Below are 22,372 nucleotides of genomic sequence, written 5' to 3' on the forward strand. Positions count from 1 at the left end.
GTTCCCCGGTTCCCCGGCCCGGCGGCTAGGCGTAGGAGCCGTCGCTGCGACGCAGGTGGTAGACGTCCCCGGCCAGTACGCTGTGCACCTTGCCACCGGCTTCGCGCACGCTCAGGGAGCCTTCGGCATCCAGGTCGATGGCCGTGCCGCGCAACACCGTGCCGTTGGGCAGGTGCGCGTCGACTTCGTGCCCGATCGTCACCATCACCGAGCGCACCAGCTCGCGCAGCGTCATGGGTTCCGGGGAGTTGGCGGCGGCCGGGGCCTCAGGTGCCGCCTGCGCATACGCCGCGCGCGTCGCGGCATTGCCGCCGGCCCCTTCGAAGGTCCGGAACAGGTGCACCACCCGGCGCAGGTAGCCGCCCAGCAACTCGGTCCGGTCAAGGGTGCCGGCCCCCAGCGTCGCCAGGCTGGCGGCGGTGTCCACCGGAAGCTCGTCGGCGGTGAGGGACACATTGAGGCCAGCGCCGACAACAACCACCGGGCCTTGGGCCGTCATGACCAATTGCGCCAGCACGCCACAGACCTTCCGGCCGCCGGCGACCACGTCGTTGGGCCATTTCAGGCCCGCTGCCATCCCGGCATCCTCCCGCAACGTCTGCACCATGGCGGTGGAGCACAGCATGGACAGCCAGGCCAGCCCCGACTGCTGGAATCCGGGTGCGGGGCGGAAGTAGATGCTGGTGGCCAGCGCACTGCGCGCCGGTGTTTGCCAGCCGCGTCCCAGCCTCCCGTGGCCGGCCTTTTGGTGTTCGGTGGTTTCCACGCTCAGGTTCGCCAGCGGGGCGTTGTGGGCGCGCGCCGCGAGGTCGTCGTTGGTCGACCCCGTATGTTCACTGATCCACAGCTCCCCTGCGCCCAGCTCCCCCATGATCCGGCGCAGCGTTGCCGCGTCCAGCGCCGCACGCCCAACTTCGGACGCGCCCGCGGAGGCGTCGGGTTCGGAGGTATGGCCGGGGTTCGGTTCAATGCTCATCCCCCAAGACTATCGACTCCCGCCGCCCCCGCCCGATGCCCCGAACCACTCGGGGGCCGGCGGCTGCCTCTACCGGCAGCCAAGGCCGGATGCGGTCTTACAGGAAGATGTCGGGGACCAGATCGGCTTCGGCGGCGCCCATGGAATAGCCGGAGAAGTCGCGCACGCCCGCGGCGGCCAGCACTTCCTCGTCGGTGAAGAAGTTGCCGCTGCAGGCGCGGGCGTCACTGGTGAGGATTGCATGGGCTGCGTCGGCGACGATGCGCGCCGAGCGCGCGGCGCTGACCATTTGGGCGCCGTGGGGCATGTTGCGGATCGCGGCGGTGTCGATCAGCGTGGCGGGCCACAACGAATTCACCCCGATGCCGGTGTCGCGAAGTTCCTCGGCCAGGCCCAAGGTCGTCATGCTCATCCCGTACTTGGCCATGGTGTAGGCCAGGTGTCGCCCCGCCCACTGCGGCGCCAGGTTCAAAGGTGGGGAGAGCGTGAGGATGTGCCCGTTTTCGCTTGCCCGCAAGTGTGGAAGAGCCATCTTGGAGAGCAGGAAGGTGCCGCGTACATTGATGTCCATCATCAGGTCGTACTTCTTCATCGACACCTCCTCGGTCTTCGACAGGTCGATGGCCGAAGCGTTGTTGACCACCACGTCGATCCCTCCGAACCGCTCCTGTGTCTGGGTGACGGCCGTCATCACGTCCTCGTCGTTGCGCACGTCCCCCACGATGGCCAGGGATTGACCGCCGGCGGCGGTGATTTCCTGCGCCGCGGTGAATACCGTGCCTTCGAGGTTCGCCTGCGCGGTGGCGGTCTTGGCCATGATGGCCACATTCGCCCCGTCGGCCGCAGCACGCAGTGCGATGGCCAGCCCAATGCCTCGGCTGCCGCCGCTCATGAGAATGGTCTTGCCCTTCAGGGGCTTGGCGTTGGCGGCGATGGCGGCGCGGGTCGATTCACTCATGTGAGCCACATTACGTGAACTGCCGCCACGAAAGCTACTAACGAGTAACTTGATTTATGGACGACTTGGCCCCCAACACGTCGCGACTTTGTAGCTTTCCTACACACAATTCGGTCCAGAGCCTCACTAGACTGGCCAAGGTGGCATTGTTGTTGTGCCTTTCCTACTATTTTTCTACTTCAAGGGAGCCATGGGATGACCCAGAGCCGCATCGCCGACGCAACGGATTCGATCGACCTGTCGACCACGGCAGGCAAGATCGCCGAATTCCGTCGCCGCGAAGCCCTCGCCCAGGCCCCCTCGGGTGCCGCGGCCATCGAAAAGCAGCACGCGCGGGGCAAGCACACGGCACGCGAGCGCATCGAAATGCTGATGGACGAGGGTTCATTCGTCGAATTCGACGCCCTCGCGGTGCACCGCACCTCGGCCTTCGGCATGGACAAGAAGCGCCCCCTCGGTGATGGCCTGGTCTCCGGCTACGGCACCGTCGACGGCCGCCAGGTCGCCGTCTACTCCCAGGACTTCACCGTCTACGGCGGCTCGCTGAGCCAGGTCAATGGCGAGAAGATCGTCAAGGTCCAGGAGTTCGCGCTGCGCAACGGCTGCCCGATCGTCGGCATCCTTGATGGCGGCGGAGCCCGCATCCAGGAGGGCGTGGCCTCCCTGGCCATGTTCGCCGACATTTTCCGCAACAACGTCCACGCCTCGGGCGTGGTCCCGCAGATCTCGCTGATCATGGGCCCGAGCGCCGGCGGCGCCGCTTACTCCCCCGCGCTGACCGACTACGTGATCATGGTCGACAAGACCAGCCACATGTTCATCACCGGCCCCGACGTGATCAAGACCGTCACCGGCGAGGAAGTCGACATGGAGACCCTGGGCGGGGCGCGCCAGCACAACGCCAACACCGGCACCGCCACCTACCTGGCCACCGACGAGTCCGACGCCATCGAGTTCTGCAAGGAACTGCTCGAGTTCCTGCCCTCGAACAACATCTCCGAGGCCCCGGCCGTGGAGTTCGACGAGGAGCTGGAGCTCACCGCCGCGGACCTCGAGCTGGACACGCTCATCCCCGATTCGGCGAACCAGCCCTACGACATGCGCAAGGTCATCGAGCACATCGTGGACGACGGCATCTTCCTGGAGATGCAGTCGCTGTACGCGCCCAACGTGATGATCGGCTATGCCCGCGTCGAGGGCGCGACCATCGGCATCGTCGCCAACCAGCCAATGCAGTTCGCCGGCACCCTGGACATTGCCGCTTCCGAGAAGGCAGCCCGCTTTGTGCGCAACTGCGACGCCTTCAACATCCCGATCCTCACGCTCGTGGACGTCCCTGGCTTCCTTCCGGGCAAGGACCAGGAATTCCAGGGCATCATCCGCCGCGGCGCCAAGCTGCTCTATGCCTACGCCGAGGCCACCGTGCCGAAGCTGACGGTCATCACCCGCAAGGCCTACGGCGGAGCGTACATCGTGATGGGCTCCAAGAAGCTCGGCGCGGACATCAACGTGGCCTGGCCGACGGCACAGATCGGCGTCATGGGCGCCCAGGGCGCGGTCAACATCCTCTACCGCCGCGACCTGGCCGCGGTCGAGGCCGAGGGCGGGGACGTGGAGGCACGCCGCACCGAGATCATCGAGGGCTACGAGGCCGAACTGCTCAACCCCTACCAGGCCGCGGAGCTTGGCTACGTCGATGCGGTCATCGCCCCCTCCGACACCCGCCTGCAGATCGTGCGCGGGCTGCGTGCCACGCGCGACAAGCACGCAGCACTGCCGGCCAAGAAGCACGGGAACATCCCGCTGTGACCGGCAACCAGAACACCCTGGCCGTCGCGCAGGCCACGGCGCCGCAGCTATCGGTCACCCGCGGCAATCCCACGGCGGAGGAAGTCGCTGCATTGGCCGCCGTCGTTTCCGCGCTGGCAATCCAGGACTCCGCCGCACCGGCACCGACGGGCACCGAGCTGCGTCGCGGCCGTCTCCGCCGCCGCCGGGCACTGAGCGCCTCCCCGCTGCCCTGGAAGGTCGGCCGGCACTAACGCAAGGCCGCCCCTCACCGCAACGCTGCGTGGCCGGCGGCTTCGGCCGGGATGCCGACAGGATGGCATTTTCCTGTCGGCACCCCGGCCTTTCGCGTTCCCGCGAAAAGATTTCCCGCAAAAATCTTCAACAACGCTTTCAGAAGCGCCTAGGCTGTTGCCATGACCAACACCACACCGGCGCGCACGCCCAGCGCGATCGACGCCGTCGCCAACGAATACTTCGCCCGCCTGCTTGAACTCATCCCCGAATTCGCCACCGAGCTCGGCCTGCCCGGCAACGAGGCCGCGTATACCGACTATTCCCCCGCCGGTGTCGCAGCCCTGACCGCGGCCGCACGCGATGCACTGGCGAAACTGGCGCCCCTGACGCCCCAGGACAAGGTCGATGAGACCACTCTCGACGCCATGAACGAACGCCTGGGACTGGAAATCGAGATCGCGAAAACCCGGCGGACCGAGCTGAACAACATCGCCTCCCCCGCCCAGGAATTGCGCGCCATCTTCGACCTCATGCCGCAGGAAACCGCGGCCGACTACGCATTTGTTGCCGACCGAATGCACAACCTGCCCGCCGCCATGGACGGATATATCGCCTCGCTACGCGAATCGGCGGCCCTGGGCCTGGTGGCGGCGGCCCGACAGGTGAAGATCGTCATCACGCAGGCGCGCGACTATGCCAAGGACGGAGGTTTCTTCGACGGCCTCGCTGCTGCGGGCACCGAGGTCGACCCCGGGCTCGCCGAACGGCTGGACTCCGGCGCCGTCGCGGCCAACGCCGCCTATCTTCGCCTGGCTGAGGTGCTCGAGGACGAGCTGCTGCCCTTGGCACCGGAGAAAGATGCGGTGGGCAGGGAGTACTACGCGCTGATGTCCCGCCGCTTCCTGGGTGCCACGGTGGACCTGGAGGAAACCTACGCCTGGGGCGTGAACGAGCTGGCGAACCTCATCGCCGAACAGGAGCGGGTCTCCGAGCAGATTTCCGCCGGGGCCGGCATCGCGGAGGCCAAGGAGATCCTGAACCGGGATGCGGCCCGGCAACTTTCCGGAACCGACGAGCTGCAGCGCTGGATGCAGGAAAAGTCCGACGCAGCCCTTGTCGCATTGGCCGGGACCCACTTTGAGATCCCTTCCCCGATGGACCGGATCCAGTGCATGATTGCGCCGACCCAGGAAGGCGGCATCTACTACACCGGCCCGTCCGAGGACTTCAGCCGCCCGGGACGCATGTGGTGGTCGGTGCCCGAGGGCGAGGACAGTTTCACCACGTGGTCCGAGCTGACCACCGTCTACCACGAGGGCGTCCCAGGCCACCACTTGCAGGTAGCCACCGCGGTGCTGGCCCGCGATACGCTCAACGACTGGCGCCGCCATGCCTGCTGGGTCTCGGGGCACGGCGAGGGCTGGGCGCTGTACGCCGAACGCCTGATGCTCGACCTGGGCTTCCTGGCCGATCCAGGCGACTATCTGGGCATGCTCGATGCCCAGCGGATGCGCGCTGCCCGCGTCGTCTTCGACATCGGCGTGCACCTGGAACTGGAAATCCCCGAGGCCTGGGGCTCCGGGACCTGGGACAGCGAGAGCGGCTTCGAGTTCCTGAAAAAGAACCTGGATATCTCGTCCGGCCAACTGGAATTCGAATTCACGCGCTACCTCGGCTGGCCAGGCCAAGCACCGGCATACAAGGTGGGACAGCGTTTGTGGGAGCAGATCCGCGCCGAACGCGAAGCCCGCGGCGGAGCCGACTTTGACCTGAAGGCTTTCCATACCCAGGCCCTCGGCGTCGGGTCGGTGGGCCTCGATACCCTGCGTCGGGCACTATTGGGCTAATCCCGAGCGAATCCGGAGACGTTGCCGGGGTGCCAAAATCCCTGTTCATCCGGGGATGGGCACCCCGGCAACGAACGCGCACACGAACCACAGCCGACGAAGGTCACATGGATTGTGAATGGGCTTTTCGCCGCCAAGCTCGAGACGGAAGCGCCTGCATTATGCCCTTGCGTTGGATTAGAGGGTGAACGCTAGGGTGAATCGGAGCAAAATGGCTGATGTGGCAACGAATTTGCTGCCATAGTTAGGTCTTGGTACAGCGAATTACGTCGAAGCGACCACAACTCGGGATTCCGGGAAACTCCACTTCACGTACAAAAGCGTTTATCGCCGGGGAATTCGCGGTACGGCATGGATGCAATGCTTGGGGGCTGCATCAGTGCCAACGGGATTATTTCCGAGTCTGGTTTGGTGGAAGCCCGATCCCCCGTAGTGCGGCGCATGCGAGCGCGCAGTACCTCCGGTGGATCATGCGAATGACAGAAACCTCCTAGTCAATCGTCTCGGCGTCTCTGCTGAGAACCAGCCCTTGCACGCGCGCGACATCGAGCGCGGACGCCCGATCGGACACTCCAAGCTTGCGGTAGATGCTCCGCAGTTGGCTCTTGACCGTGTTGACCGAGACAAACTGTCGCTCGGCAATTTCCGCGGCACTCCCCGTGGACACCAATTCACCCAGCACCGCCAGCTCGCGGGAGCTAAGCACTGCGCGGCCCAAGCCCCCGGGAATGTTCGACACGGCATTTGGGTCGATCTTGAGCTCGATACGCATTTCCCTGGCCACGGTCAGGACGCGTTCCAGGTCCGGGGCGGGCAAGAGGTTCAAGGCAAGGCCCAAACCGTATTCCTCACTCAGCGCGGCCACCATGCGCAGTGCGCCTCCAACTGCCTTCAAGTTGTTTTGTTGCAAGGTTGCGGCGAGCACCAGGACCGCTTGTTCAAAACGCCCGCGCGGCTGCACGGGCACCCCCATGGCCGTACACAAGCGCAGCACTTCAGCTGCGTCGCCTTGGGCAAGTCGCACCCTTGCTTGGAACGACAAGCGGGAGGTCTCATCCGACAACTTCGTCGCGGCCTTGAATGCCTGGGAGGCGTCCCCCACTGCCAGGTTCAACAGGCACGATGCAGTGATCAGCATTTGCCTGCCGAACCGCTGCACCACCGGTTGTTCCCGTTCACGCAACAGGTAACCCTGCATCCGGACGAGGGAGGCCGTCGGTTCCCCGCGGATCACCGCGAGGAGCGCCTCGGCCAACCGGATGGAGGGCCAGAACTCGTTGTTGTGCTGCTCAATGCGCAAGAGCTCCATCCACCGCGCGGCATCGTCGAAACGATGTTCTTCCATGGCACACAGGAAGGCTGCCGCCCTGTGGGGCGTGGCGAAATAGTGGTTGGCTGCAGGGTTGGACCAGTGCTCCGGCAAGCATTCGGCCAGTATTACGGAGGCTCGGCGAATATCCCCGTTGAGCGCGTAAAAGTAGGCCTGAACCGTTTCGGCATAGTGGTCGCTCCCGCCACGATGGTGGCGCTGGTCGGCTGCCACACCCATCTCGGCCACGATCAGGGCTTCTTCGTCCACCCCGCCGGCATGCAGGCACAGTGCAAGCTGAATGAGCAGGGGTCCTTCAAAGGGACCGATCCCGTCGCGCTGCCCGGGCGACATCTCCCGGTACAACGCGATGCCACTCCGGGCCGAACGCACCGAAGCCTCACCGATGCCGCTCAATCTCAGCGCCACGGATTCTACGGTGATCATGATCAGCCGGTCCGACGGCGGGGCCTTGCGACCCACGGTGCGTGCACCGGCGGCGGCCAGGGCCAGCAATTCCAGGGTCTTGAGCTTGAATTTTCCGGTGGAGCTGTAGGCGACCGCCAGGCAAATGGCCAACAGGGGGTACCGGGCCAGGACCGTCAGGGGCAGGTCATCGAGCAGCACCGAACCGCGCGTGCCCAGTTCGCCTTCGAGGTATTCGTCGGCATGCATGCGCAGCACGTCGGAAGCCAATTGAAAATCGGGTGCCTCCAACGCGTGGCGCAGCGCGCGGAACGAAGAACCCTGGGTCATTTCATACCCCGCGCTCAATCGGTGCAGGGCCGCCAACCGTTCCGGTTCCGGTTCCAGATAGACACGCTTGAGCACTCGGCGCAGCACGGGGTGCAGGCAGTATTCGTCGTCCGGATTGCGCGACGACCGATACACCAGGCCACGGCCCTCGAGATCCGCGAGCCACCGTTCAACGTGACCCGTGGCCAGAAGCGCCAGCAACGGCGCCGGCAATGTCGTGGGTACCGAGATCACGGCCAGGAAATCCAGCTGCCCGGGCTCCAGGCCCTCGCCTTCCAGCATCAATTTCATGTCACGTTCGACCGCACGGTGGACGGAGGCCAGAAAATCCTTGGCCTCCGCATCGAGCTCCAGCGGCGTGGACGCCGAGGTGCCCAGGGGCGAGACCGGCCAACTGCGCCGGGCCGCCACGTCCGAAGTGCGAGGCCCCTGCATGGTCTCGGCGCGAAGCTTGGCCATCCGCACCAATTGGGGCGTGCCGCACAGACCATTGGCCAGTTGTTCGGCAAAGTCCGCAAGCGCCGTCCCCTCCAGGTACTGTGCGGTTTCATCGGCGGTGAAGCGAAATTCATGGGGAGGAATCACCGAGACGCCAACGGAAAGCAGCGTTCGATGGCGCTCCACTTCCAGATAGTCACGCGTCACTATGACTATGCGACGACCGGGATGCTGTAGTGCAGTTCGCTGCACGGCCTGCAGGAGTTCCTCGTCGTACCGCCGGGAGAACCCCACAAGTACAACAAGGTGCGATTCGGGGTTCTCGGCCTTCGCATAGGTCAGGGCCAGCAACTCGTCCAGCGAGTCGGTATTCCCGCGGCACTCGATCCATGACCATTTGCCGGCCGAGGGGTCACGCCGGGACAACCAGCCGCGAACCGCGGTGCGCTTGCCGGAGCCGCGCGGCGCCCTGGCGATGACAACGGGGGAGGCCGCAGCGCGGTCAAGCAACTGGTCAAGGCGCGGGCGGGGCAGAATGTCATCGACCTGTCTCCACTTCACGCACTCCACCCCCATCCCCAGATAGTGCCGACATCGGTGCACGGATTTCCGCACTCCGGGAGCACCATATAACAGAAAAATACATTAGTTGAAAGCTCATCTTAACACCGGGATGAGCTGCATATGCAACGCGTCACAAATAAACCGCAATAGGCGACTCAGCCCGTTTCTTTCGTAATATTTCTCAATGCTGGCTGTCCTTTGCTACGCTCCACCGCCTAGCTTCGTACCGTGACTACTTCAACCACGACGCCGCGACGGCGCATCCCCGCCTGGGCCACCGCCTTTGGCCCGCAAATCATCATCGCACTGGCCGTGGGCCTGGGCCTTGGCCTGCTGGCCAAGTACACCGGCCACACCGCGGACACCCCAACCGGACTGGGCACCACGCTGGCCACGCTTGGCTCCAGCTACATCTCGCTGCTCAAGGCGGCGGTCATCCCGCTGATCTTCTTCGCGGTTGTGGCTTCCATCGCCAACCTGGCCAAGGTGACCAATGCGGCACGCCTGGCCTGGCAGACCATCCTGTGGTTTGCCATCACCTCGGCCATCTCCGTGGTCATCGGCATGGTGCTGGGCACCGTGCTGCGCCCGGGATCCGGCACCGGCCAAAGCGCCCCTGCCGAATACGACGGGCGCACCGGCGACTGGTGGGCGTTCCTGATCGGGCTCATCCCCTCAAACTTCCTGGGCCTTGGCGCAACGACCAAGATCGCCGAGGGCGGGGACGCGACCACCGCACTCAGCTTCAACGTGCTGCAGGTGCTGGTCATTGCCATCACCGTGGGCATCGCGGCACTCAAGGTGGGCGACGCCGCCCGCCCGTTCCTGGACTTCTCCGCAGCCACCCTGGCCGTGATACAAAAGGTCCTATGGTGGATCATCCGCCTGGCCCCGCTGGGCACCGTGGGCCTGATCGGCAACGCCGTGGCCACCTACGGCTGGGACACCATCGGCGCGCTGGGCAAGTTCACCCTGGCCATCTACATCGGCCTGGCGCTGGTGATCTTCGGCCTCTACCCGGTGCTGGTCCGCGCCCACGGCCTGAGCATCAAGCAGTACTTCTCCGGCGTCTGGCCGGCCGTGCAGCTGGCCTTCGTCTCGCGTTCTTCCATCGGCACCCTGCCGCTGACCCAGCGCGTGACCGAGCGCAACCTGGGCGTGCCCTCGGGCTACGCCTCCTTCGCCGTGCCGCTGGGCGCCACCACCAAGATGGACGGCTGCGCCGCGATCTACCCGGCGATCTCCGCGATCTTCGTCGCCCAGTTCTTCGGCATCGACCTGGGCCTGACCGACTACCTGCTGATCGCCATGGTCTCGGTGCTGGGCTCGGCCGCCACGGCCGGAACCACCGGCGCGGTGGTCATGTTGACCCTGACGCTGTCCACGGTCGGCCTTCCGCTTGCAGGCGTCGGACTGATCCTGGCCGTCGACCCGATCCTTGACATGGGCCGCACCGCGGTCAACGTCGCCGGGCAGGCCCTGGTGCCGGCCATCGTCGCCAAGCGCGAGGGCATCCTGGACGAGGAGCTGTACAACGCACCGCGCCACGGCGACCCGTTCAACGACGAGTTCAAATCTGCAGCGGATTCCTCCGCCGCCGAGGCGCGGGAGTCGACGCCGACGCCCGTCGGCTAGCCAGGCCGCCTTGCGGTAGTCACACCAACACGGGGCGGGTCGTTTTCTCCCGGGGAATGCAGTGCATCCCCCCGGGCGGAAGCGGCCCGCCCCGTGGCGTTGGTTCCCTCCCCCAAAAAATTGCACGTCATGCAAGTTTGCACGTAGTGTATAAAAAGTGATCGACTCCCCCGTGCAGCCGCCCTCGCGGCGCGAAAAAAACAAGGCCGCCACCCGGACCGCCATCGTGCATGCCGCCCTCGGCCAGCTGGAAACTGCAGGCTACGCCGCACTGACCGCAGAATCCGTGGCCGATGCCGCCGGAATCTCCCGCCGCACCTTCTTCAACTACTTCCCCTCGATCGAGGCAGCCCTCAACGAGCCGACGAGGTTGCTGCTGGAGAATTCGGTGGCGGTGCTCGACGAGCTGGATCCGGAGATCGATCTGCTCTCCGCCGCGGTGACAGCGGTGGAATCCCTCGTCGACCCGGCACTGCTGGAACCCATCGCGAATCTGTACCTGCATGCCTCGGCCCATCCGCAGATGGCCCGCATGCAACTTGAGGCCTGGAACGACTGCGCCGAGGCGCTCACCGAGATCATCGCCGCCCGCGCCCCACAGGGCACCGCGCTGGCCGCCTCCGTCTTTGCGCACAGCGTCATCGGCGCCGGCAAGGCGGCCTTCGCCGCCTGGGCCCGCGAGCTGGGCGAGCACCCGGACCCCGCCGACCCGCGGCGGACCCACATGCTGCGCACCACCCTGGCCGAGGCCGTCGCCCAATTGCGCGACGGCTTCCCCTCCCTCCAACAGCGTGCGCCGCACACCCGAAAGGGCTAGGAGACCATGGCTTCCTTCCTGTACCGCCTCGGTGCCCTGGCCTACGCCCGGCGCTGGGCCGTCGTCGGCATCTGGACGATCCTGCTGCTCCTCATCGGGCTGTGCGCCGGCGCTTTCATGGGCAAGCTGTCGAACACCTTCGCCATCCCCGGCACCGAAACCCAGCGCACGCTGGATCGGATGAAGGTCGAGATGCCCGAACTGGCCGGCGGAACCGGCTCCATCGTCTTCCGCACCCCCGACGGCGCGGAGCTGTCGGCCGCGCAGCACCGGGCCATCGCATCCTCGCTGGACGACCTCGCCGCCCAGTCCCCGATCACCGAGGTGGCCCGGCCCTTCGAACTCCAGGCACAGCTCGATGAAGCCAAGCCGCAGCTCGCCGAAGGCAAGACGAAGCTCGATGATGCCGCCACGGCCCTTGCCGACGGCAAGAAACAGCTCGAGGACGGCAAGGTGGCGTTGGAAGACGCACAGGCGGAGCTCGACTCCGGGCGCGTTCAGCTGGGCAATGCCAAGCAGGAGCTTGCCGAGGGACGCCGGCAGCTGGCCGCCGGCCAGGCGAAACTCGATGCCGCTGCCAGTGAATTGGAAGACGGAACCGCCACCCTGACGGACGGCCGGGAACAACTCGCAGCAGGCCAGAAAAAATGGGATGCGGGCAACCGCGAATACCGGGCCGGTGCCGCGAAGATCGCCGATGGCCGCAAGGCCCTGGCCGCCGGGCAGGCAAGACTCGATGCCGGCGCCCGGGAACTGGAGGCCGGGCGGGCGCAATACGACGCCGGCATGAAGAAAATCCTGGACGGCCGGTCCCGGAACTCCGTTGAGAAGCAGCTGGCCGCCGGGAAGCAGCAAGCCACCACGGGCCTGGCCCGGGTGGACTCCGGCCTCAAGGACCTTGACGCCGGCATTGCCCACGTCAGGAAGCTTGCCGCTGCGGCGGAAAAGGAACTCGCGGGTGCCACCACCGAAGCAGGGAAGCAAGCCGCCCAACAAGAGCTGGACTCACTCACCGCGAAGCTCACGGGTCTCGAGGCCGAAAGGAAATCCGTGGCCGGGACCAAGACGGGCCTGGAAAAAAACCTGCGCGACATTGCCGATGCCACCTCCGGACTCTCGACGCTGGATGCGGCCAAGGCGAAGCTCGATGCCGGAGCGAAGGAACTGGCCGCCGGGCAACAGACACTGAAGACCAAGAAGGCCGAACTGGAGGCCGGGGCAGCCAAGCTGCCGGCCGCCAAGCAGCAGCTCGACGCCGGAGCCGGGGAGCTTGCCGCCAACCGCGCCAAGCTCCGGGACGCCGAGGCAAAGATCGCCGAGGGCAGGGCCCAATTGCGTGCCGGGCAAGCGGAGATCGACGCCAACGCCGCCAAGCTGGCGGCGGGCCAGCAGGAGATCGAGACCAGCCAGGCCAAGCTCGTCGCCGGGCAAAAGACAGTGGACGAGAAGACGGCAGCGCTGCCCGAGGCCGAGGAGAAGCTCGAGCGGGGCGCCAGGGACCTGGCCGCCGGGCGGGCCGAGCTGGCCTTTGCCGAGCGCCAGGCCGGTGCCTCCGAGGGGATGCGTTTCGTCTCCGCCGATGGCTCCACCGCCGTGGCACACGTGACCTTCGTCGGTGCGACCGACTCGCTGACCACCGACCAGCGCGCCGCCATCCAGGGCACTGCCGCCGGGCCGGAGTCCGCGGGCGTCGAGGTGCTCTTCTCCAAGGAGATCATCCAGGACCTCTCCTCCATCTTCGGGGCTGCGGAAATCATCGGCCTGGCCGTGGCCGCGGCGGTGCTGCTGGCCATGCTCGGCACGCTGGTGGCCGCCGGCCTGCCGCTGGTCATGGCGGTGCTTGGCGTGGGTGCAGGGGTGGGCGGGACGCTCGCACTCTCGTCGGTCATCGAGATGGCCTCCATCACCCCGGCCCTGGCGCTGATGCTGGGCCTTGCGGTGGGCATCGACTACTCGCTGTTCATCGTGCACCGGCACCGCCGGCAACTGCTGGAAGGCGTCCCGCTGGGCGACTCCATCGCCCGGGCCACGGGCACCAGCGGAAACGCCGTGGTCTTCGCCGGGCTGACAGTGGTCATCGCCCTGTCCGCGCTGGCCGTCCCGGGGCTGCCGTTCCTGACCGTGCTGGGCGCCTCGGCCGCGTTCACGGTGCTGATGGCGGTGCTCATCGCCATCACGCTGACCCCCGCGCTGCTGGGGATCATCGGGACGAGGCTGGTCTCCAAGCGGGCGTGGGCACGTGCCCGGGAGGCCGATGCCGATGCCGCGGCGCCGACCAACGCTGCGGGAAACCGCGGCTGGGGCGCGCTGGTGACCCGCCGCCCGTGGATCGCCGCGATCGCTTCCATCGCCGTCCTGGCGATCGTGGCGTTGCCCGCGCTGGAATTGCGCACTGCGCTGCCCGACGGCAGCGCCGAACCGGTGGACTCGGGCGCCTACAAGGCGTACGAGCAGATGAGCGACGCCTTCGGCGCCGGGTACAACGGCCCGCTGCTGGTGCTCGCGGACCTGCCGGCCGGGCTCGATGAACGCGGTGCCGACACTGCCAACCTGGACGTGGCCGACGCCGTGCGCCAGATTCCCGGCGTCGTCGCGGCGATCCCGGTTGCGGTCAACGAGTCGCGGAACCTGGGTGCGATCCAGGTGATCCCGGCCGAGGGGCCGGCCAGCGCGCAAACCGAGGCGCTGGTGCATGCGCTGCGGGACGCCGCACCCGGGATCGAGGAGGCCACGGGTGCACACATCGCCGTCACCGGGCAGGTCGCTGCGCAGGTGGACGTCTCCGAGAAACTTGCCGAGGCGCTGCCGCCGTACATCTTTATCGTCGTGGGCCTCTCGCTGATCCTGTTGCTGTTGGTCTTCCGCTCGGTCGTCGTGCCGTTGCTGGCCACCGCCGGCTTCCTGCTTTCGCTGGCCGCGGCGTTCGGCGCCACCGTGGCGGTGTACCAGTTCGGCTGGCTGGGCGAGGTGTTCGACGTGAACGTGCCGGGCCCGATCATGAGCTTCCTGCCGATCCTGCTCACCGGCATCCTCTTCGGGCTGGCCATGGACTACCAGGTGTTCCTGGTCGCCGGAATGCGCGAGTCCTTCGCGCACGGGCAGCCGGCCCGCGCCGCGGTGCGCTCCGGGTTCGCCCACGCGGCCCCGGTGGTCACCGCCGCGGCGCTGATCATGATGGCGGTGTTCGCCGGCTTCGTGTTCTCGCATTTGACGATGATCCGGGCGATCGGGTTCTCGCTGGCCATCGGCGTGCTCTTCGACGCGTTCATCGTACGGATGACGCTGACCCCGGCGATCATGCACCTGCTGGGCCACCGCGCCTGGTACATCCCGCGCTGGCTGGATAGGATCCTGCCGGACGTGGACGTGGAGGGTGCGAAGATCGCCGCGCGCACCGCGGCGAAGCAGGACGGCACCGCGACGGATTCCGGAACCCAGGCGCCTCCGGCTCGGGATACGGTGGATGCATGAGCCAGAATGTGAATGCCAACGACAATTCCACCACCACCGGCGCGACGGCCTCCGACCCGCGCGGGGAGGTCCAGGGCCTCGATGAGCTGCCGTTGCTGGTGCTGGCCTCGGCCTCGCCGGGACGGGCCAAGGTGCTCACCGACGCCGGCATCGACTTCGCCGTGCAGGTCTCCACGGTGGATGAGGACGCGGTCCTGGCCCGGGCCGTGGAGCGCTTCGGCAAGCTGGGCGCCGCCGACACCGCCTTGCTGCTGGCCAAGTCCAAGGCCGAGGACGTGTCGGGCATGGAGGAGGCCGACGGGGCGGTGGTGCTGGGTTGCGACTCGGTCTTCGAGTTCGAGGGCGTCGCCTACGGCAAGCCGTACACCGCGGAGGTCGCCACGGAGCGCTGGGAGGCGATGAGCGGAAAGTCGGGGATCCTGCACACCGGGCACTGGCTCATCGACAACCGCTCCGAGGAGGACGGGGACGGCGGCACCGGCGCGACCATCGGCGCCGTCTCCTCCACCACCGTGAACTTCGAGAAGGTCAACGCCGAGGAGATCGCCGCCTACGTCGCCACCGGGGAACCACTGCCGTGCGCCGGGGCGTTCACCATCGACGGCCGCGGGGCCGCCTTCATCCGCGGCATCGAGGGCAACCCGCACACCGTCATCGGGCTGAATGTCTCCACGCTGCGCGAGCTGCTGGCGGGGACCGGACTGTCGATTTCCGACCTGTGGGTCTAGCCGGTCCCGGATTGTAGGAACCCCACAAAGAAATCGCGACTTACTCCCGACACCGGGGGTTTTGGGGGTGTATATCCCACAAACGCGGGTAGGCTCCACAAGAGCATATTTAAAGGAGATAGCCCCTGCCATGAGTCAGTTGACGAAGGTTCTCATCGCCAATCGCGGAGAAATCGCCGTACGCATCATCCGCGCCGCCCGTGATGAGGGCATTGGATCGGTTGCCGTCTACGCCGAGCCCGACCGCGATGCACTGCATTCGAGGCTGGCCGACGAGGCCTACTCGCTGGGTGGTTCCACGGCCGCGGAGTCCTACCTGGACATCGCCAAGATCATTGAGGTCGCCAAGCGCTCCGGCGCCGACGCGGTGCACCCCGGCTACGGCTTCCTGGCCGAGAACGCCGGGTTCGCCCAGGCAGTGATCGATGCCGGGCTGACCTGGATCGGTCCCCCGCCGTCCGCCATCGAGCAGCTGGGCGACAAGGTCCAGGCCCGCCACCTGGCCGAAAAGGTCGGTGCCCCGCTGGTGCCCGGCACCAAGAACCCGGTCGAATCCACCGACGAGGTGCTGGCCTTTGCCGATGCGCACGGACTGCCGCTGGCCATCAAGGCCGCCTATGGCGGCGGCGGACGCGGCATCAAGGTGGTGCGCAACCGCGAGGAAATCCCGGAGCTCTATGAATCCGCCGTCCGCGAGGCGGTCGCCGCCTTCGGCCGCGGCGAGTGCTTCGTCGAACGCTTCCTCGATGCCCCGCGCCACGTCGAGACCCAGTGCCTGGCCGATGCGCACGGCAACGTCGTGGTCATTTCCACCCGCGACTGCTCGCTGCAGCGCCGCAACCAGAAGCTCGTCGAGGAGGCACCGGCGCCGTTCCTGAGCGATGAGCAGAACCAGCGCCTCTACGCCGCCTCCAAGGCCATCCTGCGCGAGGCCGGCTACGTGGGTGCCGGCACCTGCGAGTTCCTCGTGGGCCAGGACGGGGTCATCTCCTTCCTGGAGGTCAACACCCGCCTGCAGGTCGAGCACACGGTCTCCGAGGAGGTCACCGGCATCGACCTGGTGGCCGAGCAGTTCCGGCTGGCCCGCGGCGAGGAGCTGGGCTACACCGACCCCGAGGTCCGCGGCCACTCCTTCGAGTTCCGCATCAACGGCGAGGACGCAGGACGCGGCTTCATGCCGGCGCCCGGCACCATCACCACCATGAACCTGCCCACCGGTCCGGGCGTGCGCATCGATTCGGGCGTGGAGGCAGGGGAAACCGTCTCGGGGAACTTCGACTCGATGATCGCCAAGCTCATCGTCACCGGTTCCACCCGCGCGCAGGCAGCTGCCCGCTCCCGCCGCGCGCTGGCGGAATTCCACATCGAGGGCATGCCCACGGTGCTTCCCTTCCACCGCGCCGTCATGGCCGATGCAGCGTTCATCCCGGAATCCGGTCCGTTCTCCGTCCACACGCGCTGGATCGAGACCGAATTCGCCAACGAGATCCCCGCCTGGGACCCGGCCACCGCCGGCACCCCGGGCGAGGACGAGGGCCGCAATGCCATCACCGTCGAGGTCGGCGGCAAGCGCCTGGAGGTCGTGCTGCCCGCGTCCCTGGGCGCCATGTCCCCATCCAACGGCAAGACGCGGAAGAAGAAGCGGGCCGCGGGATCCCGCGGAGCCGCGAGCGCCGGCAACTCGGGCGCCGACCTGGTCTCCCCCATGCAGGGAACCATCGTCAAGGTTGCCGTTGCCGAGGGCGACACCGTGGCCGAGGGCGACCTGATCCTGGTCCTGGAGGCCATGAAGATGGAACAGCCGCTGACCGCGCACTGCGACGGCGTGGTTTCCGGGCTCACCGCAGTGCCGGGCGACACCGTCTCGGCCGGAGCCGTGCTGGCCTCGATCGGCGAGTAGCACCGCACCACCACCGCACCGAACGGGGCGGCCTGGTCTTCCATGCGAAGACCGGGCCGCCCCGTTGCGTTGCCGGGCCACCCTTTCTTGGGCCGACGCGGTGGCTCCGGGTTCCCGCCGGTCATCCGGGCGGGCATCCGAACGGGCATCCGGGCGGTCATCCGGGCGGGCATCCGAGCTGTCCTTCGCCTAGGAACGGGTGACGGGTCGTAGGCTGGTGGCCATGACGGCAGAAATTAAGACGGCGCCCGCACCGGACCCGCGCGCCGACCCGCCACCGTGCGCCAGCGAGCGCGAGACGCTGCTGGCGTTCCTGGACTACCAGCGCCGCACCCTGGAGCTCAAGTGCGCGGGGCTCACCGCGGCGGCGCTGGGAACCCGCGCGGTGCCGCCCTCCGGGCTGTCCCTGCTGGGCCTGGTGCGGCACCTGGGCGACGTGGAACGATTCTGGGTCCGCACGTGTCTGGCCGGCGACCCGGCGCCGCCGCTGTACTGGCGCCCGGACGGAAACGACACCGACTTCGACTTCCCGCATCCCGATGACCGGATGGTGGAGCTGTCCTTCGCCGCATGGAAGGCCGAGGCGGCCTTCGCCGATGCCGCACTGGGTTCGGAGCCGCTGGAGCGTGCGGTGGGGGCCGGGCACCACGGGATGGTGTCTGTGCGCTGGATCCTGGTGCACCTCATCGAGGAGTACTCCCGGCACAACGGACACGCGGACCTGCTGCGCGAATGCCTCGACGGGACCGTGGGCGAGTAACCCCGGCGTTAACGCACGCTGCCCGCCGTCCGTGGGGAAGGCGGGCAGTGTGACAGGGTGGAAACTAGGAGACGTTGTTCTCGAAATCGACGTCCTTGGTGTCCTTGGTCAGGAACAGGGCGATCAGCGTCAGCACCGCGCCGAGGGCCAGGTAGACGCCAACCCAGACGGTGTTGCCTCCGCCGAACTGCCACAGGGCGATGGCGACGAACGAGGCCGGGGCCGCGCCGATCACCGAGGACATGTTGTAGGCGACTGCCGAACCGGTGTACCGCACGTTGGAGGGGAAGAGCTCCGGCAGGTAGGCGGCCATCGGGCCGAAGGTCGCACCCATCAACGTGAAGCCGAGGACCAGGCCGACCATGGCTGCCGCCTTGCCGGGGCCAAACATCAGGGTCCAGGCCAGACCGAAGATGAAGATGCCGCTGGTGACGTAGATCAGGAACTTGCGGCGGCCCAGCTTTTCGGCCAGCGGGCCGGAGACCAGCGTGAAGATGCCGAAGAAGACCACGCCGATGATGAGCATCGTGAGGAATTCCGGACGGGCAATGCCCAGGCCCGGGACAAATGCTGCCTCGGCGGCGGCGTCAAAGACCTTGCCCTTGGCCTCGGCCGCGGCGCGGGCCGCCTCAACGGTGGCCGGGGCGGTGCCGTAGGTCAGCGTGAAGGCGGTCATCAGGTAGAAGAGCACGTAGGTGGCCAGCATGATGAACGTGCCGGCGAGCACCGGACGCCAGTGGTACTTCATGGTGGTCTTGAACGGGGACTTCGCGACCTTCTTCTGGTCCACGACCTTGGTGAAGGCCACGGACTCGACCAGCTTCAGGCGGACCCAGAGTCCCACGGCCACCATGACGGCCGAGAGGATGAACGGCACGCGCCAGCCCCAGGACATGAACTGTTCGGTGGACAGGCCCAGTTGCAGGCCCACGAACATCAGGTTGGCGATGATGAATCCGATGGGGGCGCCGAGCTGCGGGAACGTTCCGTAGATGGCGCGCTTGTTCGCCGGCGCGTTTTCGGTGGCCAGCAGCGCGGCACCCGACCACTCGCCGCCCAGGGCCAGACCCTGGGCGAAGCGCAGCAGCACCAGCATCAGCGGTGCCAGCACCACGAAGTTGCCCTGGGCCGGCGGCAGGAAACCGATCAGGAAGGTGGCAATGCCCATCAGGAGCAGCGAGGCCACCAGGGTGCCCTTGCGACCGATCTTGTCGCCGAAGTGCCCGAAGAGCACCGAGCCCACCGGGCGGGCCACGAAGGCCACGCCGAAGATCGCGAACGAAGACAGGATCGCGTTGACGTTCGACGCGTTCGGGAAGAAAAGCGCCGGGAAAACCAACACCGATGCCGTGGCATAGGCGTAGAAATCAAAGAATTCGATGGTGGTGCCGATGAGGCTGGCAAACAGCACGCGTCCGCGTGTGTTTTCTTTCGGTGCAACGACCGTGGTCTTGTTGGACATGACTCGTTATTCTCTTGGTGGGGTGCCATAAGTTACTAAGTGACAAGCTTATGAGGGACGTCCACCTTTTGGACAGTCCTTCCACTATTTGGACAACTGTAATACACGCCACAGCAATCCCAGGTGATCCCCGCTTTCGAAGCGTTCAATTCCCTCGAATTTGCGCCAGGGTCCGGTAGCCGGCCCTTCTCGCGGATCGCACGGCGCCCGGGCCTCACCACGGCGAACGGCCGCCACCCCCGGGGGGCGGCGGCCGTTCGAAGGGCACCTTGTTGGGCGCCGCGTTCGTGCGCCTTTGACCTAGAGGTGGACGTGCAGGCGGCGCGCCGCCTCGGAAATCGAGCCCGAAAGCGAGGGGTAGACCGAGAAGGTCTCCGCCATGTCATCGACGTGCAGCTTGTTGTGCACTGCCAGGGCGATGGGGAAGATCAGTTCGGAGGCACGCGGGGCAACCACGACACCGCCGATGATCGTGCCGGAGCCGCGGCGCGAAATGATCTTCACAAAGCCCTGGTTCACGTTCATCATCTTGGCCCGCGCGTTGGTCGCGAGGTCCAGCTTGATGATGTCCGCCTGGTACTTGCCCTCGGCGACCATGCGCTCGGTGACCCCGACGGTGGCGATCTCCGGCGAGGTGAAGATGTTCGAGGAAACCTCGGTGAGCTTCAGCGGCTTCACCGAGTCGCCCAACAGGTGCGCCATGGCAATGCGTCCCTGCATGGCCGAGACCGAGGCCAGCGCGAAGACGCCGGTGCAGTCGCCGGCGGCGTACACGTTGGTGGCGGTGGTGCGCGAGACGCCATCAACCTGGATGTGGCCGGATTCGGTGAGCTTGATGCCCGCCTCCTCCAGACCGATTCCGGCGGTGTTGGGGATCGATCCGACTGCCACCAGGCAGTGGCTGCCCTCGATGACCTGGCCATCGCCCAGGGTCACCTTCACGGTGTCGCCCACGCGTTCCACGGCCTCGGCGCGGGACTTGGCCACCACGTTGACGCCGTTCTTCTTGAAGGCCTCCTCGAGGACCTCCGCGGCGTCGGCATCCTCGCCCGGCAGCACGCGGTCGCGCGAGGACACCAGGGTGACCTTGGTGCCCAACAGGTTGTAGGCGGAGGCGAACTCGGCACCGGTGACACCGGAACCGATGACGATCAGGTGCTCGGGGATTTCCTTCAGGTTGTAGACCTGGGTCCAGTTGAAGATGCGTTCGCCGTCGGGAATCGCGGTGGGCAGTTCGCGCGGGTGGGCACCGACGGAAATCAGCAGGGCGTCGGCGGGGATGTTTTCGGTGCTGCCGTCGGCGCGGACGACCTCCACGGTGGAGGCGTCAAGCAGCCGGCCCTCGCCAATGACCACGCGCACGCCGGCGCGCTCGAGGCCCACATGGATGTCGGAAGACTGTTCCCGGGCAAGTTCCAGCAGGCGCGCATTCATGATGGAGAGGTCTGCCACCGCCTCGGTGCCGGCCTCCCCGACCTCGACGCCGAATTCGCGCGCGCCGATGACCCGGCGCATCGCATCGGCCGTGGCCACCAGGGTTTTGGAAGGGACCACGTCGGTCAGCACGGCGGAACCGCCCATGCCCGCGCGTTCGACGATGGTCACCTGCGCGCCGAGATGGGCGCCGACCATCGCGGCCTCGTAGCCACCGGGGCCTCCGCCGAGAATTACCAACCTGGGGGAACTGAAATCGCGTTGTGCACTCACGATCACCCATTCTTCCCTACCCGGGTGACAAGTGCACACCGCACACGCGGGCGAAGGCCCCGGCAAAAGCGTCCGATGTCGGCATCCACGGCCCGAACCGCCGGCATCCGGCGGCGCCGCCTGCTGCATTCCGCGCTCCACCTGACAATGCAGGGATCCGCCGGTAGGTTTAACCCCGTGATCGACAACGAATCCTCCCCCTTTGACCTGGCCAATGCCGCCGCCGCCAAGATCGCCGAACTGACCGGCGTCCCGAACCACGACATCGCCCTGGTGCTTGGCTCCGGCTGGGGCGAGGCTGCGGACCTGATCGGCGAGCGCACCCACCGCATTGACGCCACCGAACTGCCTGGCTTCCACGCCGCCGCGGTCCCGGGGCACGTCGGCACCATTTCCTCGGTGCTCACCGCCACCGGCAAGCGCGTGCTGGTGCTCGGCGCCCGCACCCACTTCTACGAAGGCAAGGGCGTGCGCGCCGTGGTCCACGGGGTGCGCACCGCCGCCGCCGCCGGCGCCAAGACGCTGGTGCTGACCAACGGCTGCGGCGGGCTGAACCCGGATTGGGTGCCGGGTACCCCGGTGCTGATCAAGGACCACATCAACCTCACTGCCACGTCCCCGCTGGAGGGGGCGACGTTCGTCGACCTCACCGACCTGTACTCATCGCGCATCCGGGCTCTGGCCCGCGAGGTGGACGCGTCGCTGGACGAGGGCGTGTACGCACAGTTCACCGGCCCGCACTACGAGACCCCCTCCGAGGTGCAGTACGCCAAGGTGATCGGCGCGGACCTGGTGGGCATGTCCACCGCACTGGAGGCCATTGCCGCGCGCCACGCCGGCATGGAGGTCTTCGGCATCTCGCTGGTCACCAACCTGGCCGCCGGCATCTCGGCGACAGCGCTCAGCCACGAAGAGGTCATCGAGGCCGGCCAGGCCGCCGGCCCGCGGATTTCGGCGCTGCTGGCGGACATCGTCGCCAAGCTCTAGTTCCCCCGCCCACGCACTCCCCCCGCCCCGGC

The 22,372-nt window shown here is 67.0% G+C and carries 15 protein-coding genes; 10 read left to right on the plus strand and 5 right to left on the minus strand.

Going from position 1 to position 22,372, the window contains the following annotated elements; genetic code table 11:
• Positions 1 to 25: 25 nt before the first annotated feature.
• Positions 26 to 976, minus strand: coding sequence for a biotin--[acetyl-CoA-carboxylase] ligase (locus OIU93_RS01015; protein WP_264268192.1), 951 nt, complete (start codon positions 974 to 976; stop codon positions 26 to 28).
• Between the two features lie 97 nt (positions 977 to 1,073).
• Positions 1,074 to 1,934 carry an NAD(P)-dependent oxidoreductase gene (locus OIU93_RS01020; RefSeq protein WP_264268193.1) on the minus strand — a complete coding sequence of 287 codons (861 nt, stop codon included), beginning with the start codon at positions 1,932 to 1,934 and terminating at the stop codon, positions 1,074 to 1,076.
• A gap of 195 nt (positions 1,935 to 2,129) precedes the next feature.
• On the opposite strand from OIU93_RS01020, the gene OIU93_RS01025 reads away from it, so the two are divergent.
• The 3 genes from OIU93_RS01025 to OIU93_RS01035 all read left to right on the plus strand — a co-directional run bounded on the left by OIU93_RS01025 (position 2,130) and on the right by OIU93_RS01035 (position 5,806).
• Positions 2,130 to 3,743 carry an acyl-CoA carboxylase subunit beta gene (locus OIU93_RS01025; protein WP_264268194.1) on the plus strand — a complete coding sequence of 538 codons (1,614 nt, stop codon included), beginning with the start codon at positions 2,130 to 2,132 and terminating at the stop codon, positions 3,741 to 3,743.
• Positions 3,740 to 3,976, plus strand: coding sequence for an acyl-CoA carboxylase epsilon subunit (locus OIU93_RS01030; protein WP_264268195.1), 237 nt, complete (start codon positions 3,740 to 3,742; stop codon positions 3,974 to 3,976). Before OIU93_RS01025 ends, OIU93_RS01030 begins: the two co-directional genes overlap by 4 nt.
• Before the next feature lie 162 nt (positions 3,977 to 4,138).
• Complete coding sequence (locus tag OIU93_RS01035; RefSeq protein WP_264268196.1) at positions 4,139 to 5,806, plus strand: DUF885 domain-containing protein; 1,668 nt, start codon at positions 4,139 to 4,141, stop codon at positions 5,804 to 5,806.
• A 490-nt stretch (positions 5,807 to 6,296) separates the two neighbouring features.
• Here OIU93_RS01035 and OIU93_RS01040 read toward each other — a convergent pair whose 3' ends face one another.
• Positions 6,297 to 8,870: a LuxR C-terminal-related transcriptional regulator gene (locus OIU93_RS01040; protein ID WP_264268198.1), complete on the minus strand. Its 2,574-nt coding sequence runs from the start codon at positions 8,868 to 8,870 to the stop codon at positions 6,297 to 6,299.
• 231 nt (positions 8,871 to 9,101) lie between these two features.
• Between OIU93_RS01040 and OIU93_RS01045 the strand changes: the two genes are divergently transcribed.
• The 6 genes from OIU93_RS01045 (at position 9,102) to OIU93_RS01070 (ending at position 18,184) form a co-directional block, all read left to right on the plus strand.
• Complete coding sequence (locus tag OIU93_RS01045) at positions 9,102 to 10,508, plus strand: dicarboxylate/amino acid:cation symporter (RefSeq protein WP_264268199.1); 1,407 nt, start codon at positions 9,102 to 9,104, stop codon at positions 10,506 to 10,508.
• A 157-nt stretch (positions 10,509 to 10,665) separates the two neighbouring features.
• Positions 10,666 to 11,325, plus strand: a complete 660-nt coding sequence (locus OIU93_RS01050; protein ID WP_264268200.1) for a TetR/AcrR family transcriptional regulator — start codon at positions 10,666 to 10,668, stop codon at positions 11,323 to 11,325.
• A gap of 6 nt (positions 11,326 to 11,331) precedes the next feature.
• A complete protein-coding gene (locus OIU93_RS01055) occupies positions 11,332 to 14,796 on the plus strand; it encodes an MMPL family transporter (protein ID WP_264268201.1) in 3,465 nt (1,154 codons plus the stop codon).
• Complete coding sequence (locus OIU93_RS01060) at positions 14,793 to 15,524, plus strand: nucleoside triphosphate pyrophosphatase (protein WP_372342842.1); 732 nt, start codon at positions 14,793 to 14,795, stop codon at positions 15,522 to 15,524. The genes OIU93_RS01055 and OIU93_RS01060 overlap by 4 nt, the downstream gene beginning before the upstream one ends.
• A gap of 130 nt (positions 15,525 to 15,654) precedes the next feature.
• On the plus strand, positions 15,655 to 17,424 hold the full coding sequence (locus tag OIU93_RS01065; protein WP_264268202.1) for a biotin carboxylase N-terminal domain-containing protein: 1,770 nt from the start codon (positions 15,655 to 15,657) through the stop codon (positions 17,422 to 17,424).
• 223 nt (positions 17,425 to 17,647) lie between these two features.
• Positions 17,648 to 18,184: a DinB family protein gene (locus OIU93_RS01070; RefSeq protein ID WP_264268203.1), complete on the plus strand. Its 537-nt coding sequence runs from the start codon at positions 17,648 to 17,650 to the stop codon at positions 18,182 to 18,184.
• A gap of 64 nt (positions 18,185 to 18,248) precedes the next feature.
• On the opposite strand, the gene OIU93_RS01075 is transcribed toward OIU93_RS01070, so the two are convergent.
• Together OIU93_RS01075 and OIU93_RS01080 are read right to left on the minus strand one after the other, a co-directional pair.
• Positions 18,249 to 19,646, minus strand: a complete 1,398-nt coding sequence (locus tag OIU93_RS01075) for an MFS transporter (RefSeq protein ID WP_264268204.1) — start codon at positions 19,644 to 19,646, stop codon at positions 18,249 to 18,251.
• 300 nt (positions 19,647 to 19,946) lie between these two features.
• The gene (locus tag OIU93_RS01080) at positions 19,947 to 21,353 is read right to left on the minus strand and encodes an NAD(P)H-quinone dehydrogenase (protein WP_264268205.1); all 1,407 of its coding nucleotides are present in this window, start codon (positions 21,351 to 21,353) and stop codon (positions 19,947 to 19,949) included.
• 147 nt (positions 21,354 to 21,500) lie between these two features.
• Here OIU93_RS01080 and OIU93_RS01085 point away from each other — a divergent pair, with 147 nt between their 5' ends.
• Positions 21,501 to 22,340 carry a purine-nucleoside phosphorylase gene (locus OIU93_RS01085; RefSeq protein WP_264268604.1) on the plus strand — a complete coding sequence of 280 codons (840 nt, stop codon included), beginning with the start codon at positions 21,501 to 21,503 and terminating at the stop codon, positions 22,338 to 22,340.
• Positions 22,341 to 22,372 lie beyond the last annotated feature (32 nt).

Origin of the sequence: Paeniglutamicibacter sp. ZC-3, assembly GCF_025847175.2 — a bacterium.
Taxonomy (GTDB): domain Bacteria; phylum Actinomycetota; class Actinomycetes; order Actinomycetales; family Micrococcaceae; genus Paeniglutamicibacter; species Paeniglutamicibacter sulfureus.

Coding starts and splice junctions, on each gene's coding strand:
- OIU93_RS01015 (WP_264268192.1), bottom strand. CDS start 976: ATGAGCATTGAACCGAACCCCGGCCATACCTCCGAACCCGACGCCTCC.
- OIU93_RS01020 (WP_264268193.1), bottom strand. CDS start 1,934: ATGAGTGAATCGACCCGCGCCGCCATCGCCGCCAACGCCAAGCCCCTG.
- OIU93_RS01025 (WP_264268194.1), top strand. CDS start 2,130: ATGACCCAGAGCCGCATCGCCGACGCAACGGATTCGATCGACCTGTCG.
- OIU93_RS01035 (WP_264268196.1), top strand. CDS start 4,139: ATGACCAACACCACACCGGCGCGCACGCCCAGCGCGATCGACGCCGTC.
- OIU93_RS01055 (WP_264268201.1), top strand. CDS start 11,332: ATGGCTTCCTTCCTGTACCGCCTCGGTGCCCTGGCCTACGCCCGGCGC.
- OIU93_RS01060 (WP_372342842.1), top strand. CDS start 14,793: ATGAGCCAGAATGTGAATGCCAACGACAATTCCACCACCACCGGCGCG.
- OIU93_RS01065 (WP_264268202.1), top strand. CDS start 15,655: ATGAGTCAGTTGACGAAGGTTCTCATCGCCAATCGCGGAGAAATCGCC.
- OIU93_RS01070 (WP_264268203.1), top strand. CDS start 17,648: ATGACGGCAGAAATTAAGACGGCGCCCGCACCGGACCCGCGCGCCGAC.
- OIU93_RS01075 (WP_264268204.1), bottom strand. CDS start 19,646: ATGTCCAACAAGACCACGGTCGTTGCACCGAAAGAAAACACACGCGGA.
- OIU93_RS01085 (WP_264268604.1), top strand. CDS start 21,501: ATGCAGGGATCCGCCGGTAGGTTTAACCCCGTGATCGACAACGAATCC.